The sequence below is a fragment of the Mycobacterium sp. AZCC_0083 genome (assembly GCF_014202335.1).
Taxonomy (GTDB): domain Bacteria; phylum Actinomycetota; class Actinomycetes; order Mycobacteriales; family Mycobacteriaceae; genus Mycobacterium.
In genome coordinates, this window is sequence record NZ_JACHGP010000016.1 from 137,416 (window position 1) to 147,712 (window position 10,297).

General features: G+C 66.4%; 11 protein-coding genes. 3 read left to right on the forward strand and 8 right to left on the reverse strand.

The features are described 5' to 3' along the window. Positions 1-22: 22 nt before the first annotated feature. From HNP02_RS32535 to HNP02_RS32565, 7 genes are all read right to left on the reverse strand, one after another. Complete coding sequence (locus HNP02_RS32535; protein ID WP_184444776.1) at positions 23-1,894, reverse strand: galactan 5-O-arabinofuranosyltransferase; 1,872 nt, start codon at positions 1,892-1,894, stop codon at positions 23-25. Then, positions 1,894-2,673 (reverse strand): decaprenylphospho-beta-D-erythro-pentofuranosid-2-ulose 2-reductase, encoded by a 780-nt coding sequence (locus HNP02_RS32540; RefSeq protein ID WP_184444777.1) that lies wholly within the window; start codon positions 2,671-2,673, stop codon positions 1,894-1,896. Before HNP02_RS32540 ends, HNP02_RS32535 begins: the two co-directional genes overlap by 1 nt. Before the next feature lie 33 nt (positions 2,674-2,706). Continuing rightward, complete coding sequence (locus HNP02_RS32545) at positions 2,707-4,119, reverse strand: FAD-binding oxidoreductase (protein WP_184444839.1); 1,413 nt, start codon at positions 4,117-4,119, stop codon at positions 2,707-2,709. Positions 4,120-4,158: 39 nt separating this feature from the next. Beyond that, complete coding sequence (locus tag HNP02_RS32550; RefSeq protein WP_184444840.1) at positions 4,159-4,554, reverse strand: GtrA family protein; 396 nt, start codon at positions 4,552-4,554, stop codon at positions 4,159-4,161. A 24-nt stretch (positions 4,555-4,578) separates the two neighbouring features. Then, a complete protein-coding gene (locus tag HNP02_RS32555) occupies positions 4,579-4,758 on the reverse strand; it encodes a hypothetical protein (RefSeq protein WP_184444778.1) in 180 nt (59 codons plus the stop codon). Between the two features lie 95 nt (positions 4,759-4,853). Next, positions 4,854-5,585, reverse strand: coding sequence for a GAF and ANTAR domain-containing protein (locus HNP02_RS32560; RefSeq protein ID WP_184444779.1), 732 nt, complete (start codon positions 5,583-5,585; stop codon positions 4,854-4,856). Between the two features lie 34 nt (positions 5,586-5,619). Further along, a complete protein-coding gene (locus HNP02_RS32565) occupies positions 5,620-6,345 on the reverse strand; it encodes a GAF and ANTAR domain-containing protein (protein ID WP_184444780.1) in 726 nt (241 codons plus the stop codon). A 186-nt stretch (positions 6,346-6,531) separates the two neighbouring features. On the opposite strand from HNP02_RS32565, the gene HNP02_RS42295 reads away from it, so the two are divergent. Next, the gene (locus tag HNP02_RS42295; RefSeq protein WP_221318293.1) at positions 6,532-7,599 is read left to right on the forward strand and encodes a TauD/TfdA family dioxygenase; all 1,068 of its coding nucleotides are present in this window, start codon (positions 6,532-6,534) and stop codon (positions 7,597-7,599) included. Next, positions 7,596-8,207: an HD domain-containing protein gene (locus HNP02_RS42300; RefSeq protein ID WP_221318294.1), complete on the forward strand. Its 612-nt coding sequence runs from the start codon at positions 7,596-7,598 to the stop codon at positions 8,205-8,207. Before HNP02_RS42295 ends, HNP02_RS42300 begins: the two co-directional genes overlap by 4 nt. On the opposite strand, the gene HNP02_RS32575 is transcribed toward HNP02_RS42300, so the two are convergent. Beyond that, positions 8,182-8,943 carry a GntR family transcriptional regulator gene (locus HNP02_RS32575; protein ID WP_184444781.1) on the reverse strand — a complete coding sequence of 254 codons (762 nt, stop codon included), beginning with the start codon at positions 8,941-8,943 and terminating at the stop codon, positions 8,182-8,184. The genes HNP02_RS42300 and HNP02_RS32575 overlap by 26 nt on opposite strands. A 198-nt stretch (positions 8,944-9,141) precedes the next feature. Here HNP02_RS32575 and HNP02_RS32580 point away from each other — a divergent pair, with 198 nt between their 5' ends. After that, positions 9,142-10,296 (forward strand): ABC transporter substrate-binding protein, encoded by a 1,155-nt coding sequence (locus HNP02_RS32580; RefSeq protein ID WP_184444782.1) that lies wholly within the window; start codon positions 9,142-9,144, stop codon positions 10,294-10,296. The last annotated feature ends 1 nt before the right edge of the window (position 10,297 follow it).

Genomic DNA, 10,297 nt, shown 5'->3' on the forward strand with positions numbered 1-10,297 from the left:
ATGTTAGTGGCAGGGCACGCCCTTACTTGCGGATGGCCAGCACGAACGGTCCGATGTCGGATACGTCCCAGCGGGGGTCGTCGAACAGGGCCGCGTCCAGCGCCACCTGATAGCGGCGCACGTTGGGCTGGTTCGGGTAGACGTCGGTGGCCAGTCGCAGCGTGTAGGTGTCGTTGGCGCCGTGGCGCATCAGGAAGACCGTCGGCGGCTGCCACGGCAACCCGTCAAGGGACGCGATGAGCTGGTCGGGCCCTGTCAGCGTGGCCCAGCCCTCGATGGCGGCCGAGCGTTCCTTGAACTGGGCAAGCGGGTTGGCGTAGTGCGATGTCAGCCCCTGGAAGCCGTAGTACGGGAGATAGGAAAGGAAGCTGTAGTCGGCGGTCAGGACCACGGTCTGGTTGCGTGGCCTGCCGGTGACGTGGCCGATCTTGGCGTCGATTTCCGCGTAGTACTTCTCGGCGCCGGGCGGCCGACGGTCGGCGCGCTGGCCGCTGCCGTCGGTGTCGGTGTAGGCCACGGCGATGTCGGGGCGCAGCACGTCGGGGATGTCCTGGCTGAAGGTGACCGCCCCGATGGCGCCGACCACGGCGGCGGCCGCCACGATGCGTCTGCCGGTGTCTTCGGCCCTGCGCGCCGCGATGGCCCGCGCCGTCTCGATGAACCCGAACGTGCCCGCGGCCGTCAACAGCACGGTCAGAGTGGGTTGCAGGCGGAACGACAGCAGGGTGGTGCCAGCCAGCGTGGTCACCATCGACAGCAGCGACCAGGCGTAGACCGCAAGCACGGCGACGGTCAGCGCGCCTGCGCGGGTGGACGTGCGCACGCAGACCACCAGCCACAGCGTGCCGAGCATGCACAGCAGGCCGAGCAGCGTGAAGCGCAGCATCGGGAACTCCAGCGATGCGCCCGCCGCGGGAAGGTAGTGCTGGGCGGTACCGGTGTCGGCGGGCACGCCCTTGAACGAGGCCAGCAGATAGGGCGCCCATCCGATCAGCGCGATGGCGCCGGATATGGCGGAGATGACGACCAGCCGCAGTACTGGGTCGAGCCTGGCCCGTCCCGAGCGTGCGATGACCAGCGCCAACCCCATGAGCGTCAGAGTGAAGGCGCAGAAGAGGAACAACAGTGTGTAGAGCAGCGCGGCGAACCCGAGGAAGAGACCGGTGGCGACGACGGCGGCCCAGCCGCCATTACGCGTCTTGCCCCTGAGTCCTGACCACGCCAGCACGAACACCGGCGGCAGCAGCACCGTGATGATGGCCGCATAGGGCTCGGTCGATTGATACGCCAGCGTCGCGGCGACGGTGGCGGTCGAGACCGCGAGGGCGAGCTCGAAGCGAATCATCGCCGCCCACAACACCAGTGCGACCACGGCCGCCGCGGTGATCGAGATGATCGCCCACGGCTTGAACATCTCCCAGGCAGGCATGCCCGTCAGGTCGGCCAGCCGTCCGCCGAGCCAGAACCAGCCGGGCGGGTAGTACGGCGGCAGACCGATGTAGGTCATGTCGTGCGGGGTGGCTGTGTCGGCGAGGCGGGTCAGGTACTCCGTGCGGAACTGCTGGTCGACGGAGATGCCGAACAGGTAGAGCTTGGTGGCGCCGAGCGGCATGGCGACGGTGACGACGGAGAACGCCGAAAGGAACACCACGGCCGCGATCCTGGCGAGCCATTGGCGGCCCCTTCGCCAGATCCACCCCGCACCGAACAGCCCTGCCAGGCACGCGAACTGGCCGACCGTGGTCAGCGCATGCAGCTGGTTACTCGAGTTGAAGGCAGGCCACTCGACGCGCGAGATCGCCACGAGGCCGACGGCGGAGATCAGCGTCGCCACCACCACGGCCGCCACCATCTGGCCGACGACCCGCGCAGGGCCGGCCAGCACGTGTCCCATCAGATGGGGAGCTTGCGGAAGATCGGTCGCGGGATGTGCCGCATCACGGCCATCAGGTAGCGCACCGGCCCTGGCGCCCAGACCAGGTCCTTGCCCTTGGCGGCGGAGGCGACCGCCAACGCGGCGACGTCCTCCTTGTTCACCGTGAACGGGGCCTCCTTGGCGCCGGTGGCCTTCCAATGCTCAAGGGTGGTGGTGGTCCGCACCTGGCCGGGCCGGATGACCAGCACGTGAACCCCGAACTCGCGCAACGCCTCTCCGAGACCGAGGTAGAACCCATCGAGCCCGGCCTTGGTGGAGCCGTACACGAAGTTGGAGCGGCGCACCCGTTCGCCCGCTACCGAGGACATCGCGATGATCTGCCCGAAGCCCTGTGCCCGCATCTTCTCGCCGACCAGCACGCCGACCGAGACGGCCGCGGTGTAGTTGACCTGTGCGACCAGGACCGCCTTGGCCTGGTTCTGCCACAGCTCCTCGGCGTCGCCGAGCAGCCCGAAGGCGACGATCGCGACGTCCACATCGCCGTTGGCCCAGGCGGATTCGATGAGGGCGGGGTGGCTCTTGGTGTCGACGGCGTCGAAATCCAAGAACTCCACGGACTTCGCCCCGGCTGACTCCAGCTGCGCGATCGCCGCTTCGCGGCCCGGCGCGTTGGGCAGGTCGGCGAGGATCACCCTGGCGTTGGCGTTTTGCAGGTACCGCTCGCAGATGGCAAGGCCGATCTCCGAGGTGCCGCCAAGAAGCAGGATGGTCTGCGGGTTTCCGGTGGCGTCGATCATGTGTGGGGTTGAGCCCTTTCTTGAAGGTTCGAGCTAAAGCAGTTCGAGTCGGCGGGCCATGTCCGAGGCGAACACGCCGTTGGGATCCGCCTTGCGGCGCACCGCAATCCATTCGTCGATACGCGGATACATATTGTGGAACTTCTCGGCGTTCACTCGGGAGTCCTTGGCGGTGTACACCCGTCCACCGAACTCCATGGCGCGGTCGTCGAGCTCGTTGAGGAACTCGTTGACGCCGGGCTTGTTGGGGAAGTCCATGGCCACGTTCCACCCGGCCATCGGAAAGCTCAGCGGCGCACGGTTACCCGGACCGAACAGCTTGAAGACGTTCAGTGCCGAGTACTGACCGCTACTCTGGATCCACCGGATGATCGCCTTGAACTCGTCGAGCGCGTCCGGCGGCACCAGGAACTGATGCTGCGCGAAACCTGTTGGCCCGTAGGCATATTGCCACCCCGTTGTCAGGTCCAGCATGTGGTAGAACTGCGTCAGGTTGACGATCTTGTTCTGGTAATTGCCGCTCATCCGGTAGAAGGCCTCGCCGACCAAGCTGAGAGACAACTTGTTCATGACGCTGATCGGGAAGAGGTTCGGTACCCCCGGTAGTTGGGGCGCGGCGAACTGCAGCGGGTTCTTGGCCAGCTTCGGCGGCAACTGGTCGAGCTTCGCCAAGCTGCCGCGGCTGACCGCGGCGCGACCCAGTTTCGGTGGCGGGCTGATCGAGTCGAACCAGGCACTGGAGTAGGTGTAGTTGTCCTCGCTGCCGTCCTGGTGTACCGCGACGGTCTCGTCCAGATCGGCGGTGGCGACACCGTCCGCGATGAAGTAGGCGGTCTCGGTGCGCGTCATGGCGATGCGGGCGCGAATCACGATGCCGGTCAAGCCGTTTCCGCCGACGGTGGCCCAGAACAGCTCGCTGTCGGGACCGTCGGGGGTGATGGTGCGCACTTCGCCGTCGGCCATCAGAAGATCCAGCGACAGCACGTGGTTGCCGAAGCTGCCCGCACTGTGGTGGTTCTTGCCGTGGATGTCGGAGCCGATGGCGCCGCCGATGGTGACCTGCCGGGTGCCGGGCAGCACCGGCACCCACAGTCCGAACGGCAGCGCGGCCTTCATCAGCTGGTCCAGGCTGACACCGGCGTCCACGTCGGCGACCGCGGTATCGGAGGAGATGGAGTGCACGGCGTTCAGTGCGGTCATGTCGACGACGATGCCGCCACCGTTGCAGGAGTGGTCGCCGTACGAGCGGCCGAGGCCGCGCGCCACGATGCCGCGGCGCAGGTATGAGGGGCTGCTCGAGCTGGCGTCGGCCACCCGACGGACGGCCGTCGCGATCAGCTCGACATCGGGTGTGGAGAGCACGTGCGCCACGGTGGGCGAGGTACGGCCGAACCCGGTGAGGGCGCGCGGCACGAGGGGGAGGTCGGCGTCGGGCTGGGTAGACATATCAGTCACAGAGGGTACCGGGCGGGCTGCCGGCCCCATTTACTTCAACCGAAAGATCACCGCACGCTGCACGACGAAGTTGATCACCGTGGCCGTGCCCTGGGCGATGACGAAGGCGACGGGCACCCGCCACGGCTTGTCGTCCCACAGCGTGTAGAAGAGGTAATTGATGCCGACCTGAACGAGGTAGGTGACGGCGTAGAGGGCGCAGACCGCGACGAAGCGTGCCCTGCTTGGGGGCGCCTGGAACGTCCACCGTCGGTTGATCAGATAGGCGGTCGTCGTGCCCGCGATGAAGCTCAACGTCTTGGCGACGTTGACCTGCAGGCCGAGCCGCAGGAACAGCACGTAGAGGCCGAAGTCGACGATCGCAGACAGGCCCCCGGTGACGACGAACCGCCACACCTGCGTGGTCAGGCTCAGGTTGGGCGACATGGGGGGCTCGGCCACCCGGGCAGCTTACGGGCTGTGGCCGTTCGTGCTCTCCCAGTACCATTCGGTGAGCTCGGTAATGCTGACCAGGAGCAGCGGGCCGGATTCGCGCACCAGCAGCGTGGGCGAGACCTTCGTCCGTATCACGTAGTCGTTGGCATGGTTCCAGAGCACGATCGGTCGGCTGTCGTTGTCGCCGTCGTTCATGCACTGTCGAAATCCGCCTCTGTCAGACCCGATGACGACGCCACCGGGAGTCTGGAGTGACGGTTCCGTCAGGTTAGCGTTCCTTGGGGACTTCGTCAGGCCGGCGTGTTGCCGGCCGGGAATGCGCCGCTTGAGTTTTCGATGACGCTGCGCGCGGTTTCGCTGAGGTGCCGGTTGGTGCTTCGCGCCATCGTCCGCAACTCGACGAATGCCTGCTCCATGTCGAGCCCTTGTCGCTCGGCCAGCACGCCCTTGGCCTGCTCGATCACGATCCGGCTGTTCAATGCGGTCTGCAACTGGCTGTTGACCACGGCGCCGCGGGTCAGCACCCGTTGGTGCAGGATGCCGATCGTTGCGACGTCGGCCAGCGCCTGGGCGACTAGGAGGTCTGAGTCGGTCATCGTGCCCGGTTCCTTGCGGAACAGGTTGAGCGCGCCGATGCGCTCATTGCGCAACCGCAGGGGAATCGCGACCACTGCGCCGAACCCCTCGGCTCTGGCGCGTTCGGCGAACTCAGGCCACCCGCTGGTCTCGGAGCGTAGATCGTCGATGCGAACCTGCTGACCCGTGCGGTAGGCCTGCATGCACGGTCCGGCGTCGGATTGGATCTGCAGCAGTTCGAGCAGCCGCGTTTGCTCGCTGGTGGAGGCCAGCACCTGTAGGCCGCCACGCAGGTCGGCGAGCAGCAGTCCGGCGGAGTCGGCATCGAGCAATGACACGCAGTCCTCGACCAACTCCTGAGCGAACTCCACTACGTCGTAGTCGTCGACCAGGGTGTCCGCCAACGCGACGAAAGCCTCCACCAGTGGGCGTTCTCGACCGTCCATCACGATCTCCTCGTCTCCTTCATCACCATCATCGTCAATCCGCAAGTTCCGGCAAGGGTTCTTCGTCGGGTTCGAAGCGCAACCGCCGCTCGATCACGTCGCGGGCCACCTCCGTTAGTGGTCTGTCGTGGGCGAACGCGTACGCCCGTAGACGCAGATATGCGACGCGGGGGGGCACGGCGAGCTGAGCGATGACCATGCCGGTGGCCTGGTGGATCTCGCTCGACGACGGCGACGGAGTCCACCACGCGTCGGTCGCGTTCGTGTCGACGTCCTGCGGTGGCGGCCGGGACATCAGCACCATGGTGACGATGTCGGCGACGGCCAGCATCGCCGTCAATTCGTCGGGTTCGATGGGCACCGGTTCGTTGCGATAGAGATCGAGAACGCCGACCGCGATCGCCCCGATCTGTAGCGGGAACGCGAACATCGCGCCGTGCGCGTCGGGACCGAGGGCCGATCTGAAACCTGGCCACCGATCGAACTGCGTCGATAGATCGCCGACAAGGACGGGGCCACCGCGCTCTGCCGCGTCGATGGCCGGACCCTCGCCTGCGACGGCCTGGTGCGCCTCGATGCGCGCCGCGGTCTCGTCGGTCGCGCCCAGCGGCTCCCACGTCGTCGATGCGGTGCCGATGGTGAGCGCTGCCCCGTCCACCGGCAGCACCTTCACGCAGGAGACACATAGTTCTTGCGGACCGAGCGTCCCGTCCGGGTATTCGGCCAATGCGGCCATGAATTGCTGTGCCGTCGACGTCACGCCGAACCGCTGTCCATCTACATCACTGGCCTCGATCGAGCACGACGCTGCGAGGACCGTGGCGAGGTGCTCACTCAGTATCGCATCGAGGACCCCAGAAGCGAGACCGCGAGTTCACCTGCATGTCACCTCATCGCCAACATGTACAGTTATGTTCGATCTTGGCTATACAAGTAAAGGGAATCGATGATGCTAGACGCGCCGGCCATCTGGTTGCGTGACAACTGTTCGTGTGCCGACTGCAGGCACCCGGGCAACGGGCAGAAGCTGTTCAACATCGGCGATATCGCCGAAGGCATCCGGGTGGACGACGTGCGCGAGGACAACGGGAAGGTGCACGTGCGGTTCGCGCCGGACGGGCACGCCGCGGTGTTCGACGGCGAGTGGCTGCGCACGTGGTCGCTGGCGGAGGGCCAGGCGCCACCGGACCTTCGCACCGAGGACGCCAAGCGGATATGGGACGCGACCGACGTCGGTCCACTACCCGACGCCGATTGGGTGGCATACCAGAACGATCCGGCGGTGAAGGCGGCCGCGTTGGATGCCGTTGTGCGCCTCGGCTTCGTCGTGCTTCGGGGCGTCGAGACCACCGAGCGCCGCGTGCTGGACGTCGCCGAGAGCTTCGGTTTCATCCGGGACACGAACTACGGCGAACTGTTCGACGTGCGGATCGAGCCGAATCCGGTGAACCTCGCGTTCACGGGGCTGCCGATCACGCCGCACACCGACAACCCGTACCGCGACCCGGTGCCGACGCTGCAGATCCTGCACTGCCTGCGCAACGCGACTCAGGGCGGGGACTCCGGCTTCGTCGACGGCTTCAAGGCCGCTGCGCTGCTACGCGAGGAGAACCCGGAGGCGTTCGACATCCTCAGCCGTATCGAGGTGACGTTCGAGTTCTCGTCGGCGGATGCCGAACTGAGCGCGACCCGGCCGATGATCGGTCTTGATCCGTACGGGCGGGTCCGCGAAATCCGGTTCAACAACCGGTCGATGCAGCCGGTTCGGTTGCGCGCGGCCGAGTCCGAGCGGTTCTATGCCGCGTACCGGGCGTTCGCGGAGGTGATCAACCGCCCGCAACTGCAGATCGTGTTCCGCATGCGACCGGGCGACTGCGTCATCTTCGACAACATCCGACTTCTGCACGCGCGCACCGGATTCGAAGGTGAGGCGGGGGAGCGGCACCTGCAGGGCTGCTACGCCGATCTGGACGGACTGGAGAGCACGCTGGCGGTACTGCGGAGGGCCCGATGACCGAACCGATTTCCCGTCGCTTCGCTCGCCCCGAACCGATTTCCGGTCGCTTCGCTCGCCCCGAGTTGATAGCACTAATGCGCGAGATGTTCGAGGGCGAGGGGCTGCGCGACTACCTCGGCGAAGACGTCAGCATGGCGCAGCACATGCTGCAGGCCGCCGGATTGGCGCGCGCGGCAGGCGCCGCGGATCACCTGGTGGTCGCGGCGCTCGTGCACGACATCGGTCACTTCACCGGTGTGATCTCCGGCCGAGAACTGATGGCGGGCAAGGAGAATCATCACGACGACGCCGGTGCCGACTGGCTGACTCACTGGTTCGGTCCTGAGGTGACAGAACCGGTGCGCCTGCACGTCGCCGCCAAGCGCTACCTGTGCGCCGTCGACCCTGCCTACATCGGCGAGCTTTCCGACGCGTCGGTGTACACACTGGGGTTGCAGGGCGGGCCGATGAGCGGTGCCGAGCAGGAGGCGTTCGAGGGGTCGCCGTACTTCTCCGATGCGGTCGCACTGCGGCGATGGGACGACATGGCCAAGGATGCGAACGCACCTACGCCTGCGTTCGACGAGTTCGTACCTGCGGTCAGTGCGCTCGCGGCGACTGCTTGAGCAGATTGCTCACGTCACGCGAGTTGCGCACCGTGAACGCGACGGCGTCACCGCGGTAGCGGTCGTCGGACCATTCGATCGGCACACCGCTCGGATCCGTGGTGCGCCTGCGCTCGCGAAGCAACGGCGTCCGGGGCCGCACGTCGAGCAACCGCGCGTCGGCTGCGGTCGCCGGGATGGAATCGATGGTGTGCACGGCGGCGTGCAGCACCACACCGAGTTCGTCGAGGCGATCGGTGATCGATTCGGTGTCCAGCTGGATTCCTGGCAGCACCGCGCCGACGCGTTCGATGTAAGCGGTGCGTTCGATCATCACCGGTTCGGAGTTGAGCAGCCGAATCCTGGTCAGGTGGTAGACCTTTGCGCCGTCGGCGAGTTCTAGCTGGTCGCGTTCGTCCTCGGTGGCCTGGCGCAACTCCAGCGCGACCGTACGGCTGGTGGGGATTTCACCTGCCGCGCGAGCCCACCTCGAGAAACTCGTCAACTCCACGAAGCTCTGGATCCGAGGCGTCGCCAGTACGGTTCGGCGGGCTCCGCGCCGCGACGAGACCACACCGTCGGCACGCAGTTGTGCGAAGGCCTGCCTGATCGTTCCCCGCGACACGTCGTAGTGGGCGGCCAGTTCGCTTTCTGATGGCAGCGACGCCCCGTCCCCGTATGCCTCAGCAGCTATCTGATCCACGAGATCGGCGGCGATTTGCCGATACCGTGCGGCCGGCTCGGCTGACTGGCTCACGCGGTCAGCGTACCAACGCGCAAACCCGCGACTCGGTAACACTTTGCCACGACCGGAGAGTGGCGAAACCGGCTCTACTGTTCGGGGTTTCAGCGCGAATACGTAATGCCGATTTAGCCTCCCGTACACGTGACTCGGGCTTACTATTCCCCGACTTGTCCAGCCAAGTTGGACCCAGCCGAGCGACCAGGAGACGTAGTGTTCGCATCCCGAACCCGTGTTGCAGCATTCACCACCACAGCCGCACTGGCCTGCGCCTTATTGGCCGCCTGCGGCTCGGCCCCGCAGAGCTCCACCGGTTCGGCAGGGGGCGCCGACGCCAAGACCGCGACCTCCGTCGCCGACTTCGGCGGGCTGGACAAGCTCGTCGAGGCAGCCAAGAAGGAAGGCACGCTGCACACGATCGCGCTGCCGCCGGACTGGGCCAACTACGCCGAGATCATCAAGACGTTCCAGGACAAGTACGGCATCAAGATCGAGAACGAGAACCCGGACGGGTCCAGCTCCGATGAGATCAACGCGGTGAAGACGCGCAAGGGTCAGGACCGCGCACCAGACGTCCTCGACCTCGGGCAGTCCTTCGCCGCCAGCGGCGCCCAGGAGGGCTTGTACGCGCCATACAAGGTCGCGACGTGGGACAGCATCCCCGCCGAGCAGAAGGACCCGGACGGCAAGTGGATCAACGACTACGGCGGGTACGTGTCGATCGGTTGCGACGCCGCCAAGGTCAAGGTGTGCCCGCAGACGTTCGCGGATCTGCTCAAGCCCGAGTACAAGGGCCAGGTCGCCCTGAACGGCAACCCGACCAAGTCCGGTTCCGCCTACGCAGGCGTCTACGCTGCCGCGCTGGCCAACGGTGGCTCGTTCGACGACATCGCGCCGGGCATCGAGTTCTTCGGCAAGCTCAAGGCCTCTGGCAACTTCAACCCGGTCGAGTCGACGCCTGCGACCGTCGAAAAGGGCGAGACGCCGATCAGCATCGACTGGGACTACCTCAACGTCGGCTACGCCGACGAGTTCAAGGGCAAGGGCGTCGACTGGAAGGTCGCCGTCCCCGCCGACGGAATCTTCGCGCAGTACTACTCGCAGGCCATCAACAAGGACGCGCCGCATCCGGCCGCCGCGCGGTTGTGGCAGGAGTTCCTGTTCAGCACCGACGGCCAGAACCTCTGGCTGAAGGGCTATGCGCGACCGGCCGCGCTCACTGCGATGACCGCCGCGGGCACCGTCGACGCCGCCGCGGCGGCCAAGCTGCCCAAGGTCGAGGGCACGCCCAAGTTCCCAAGCGAGGCACAGGCGGCCAAGGCCAAGGAGGCCCTTGCCAACGGCTGGGCCGCCGCCATGGCCGGGTGAC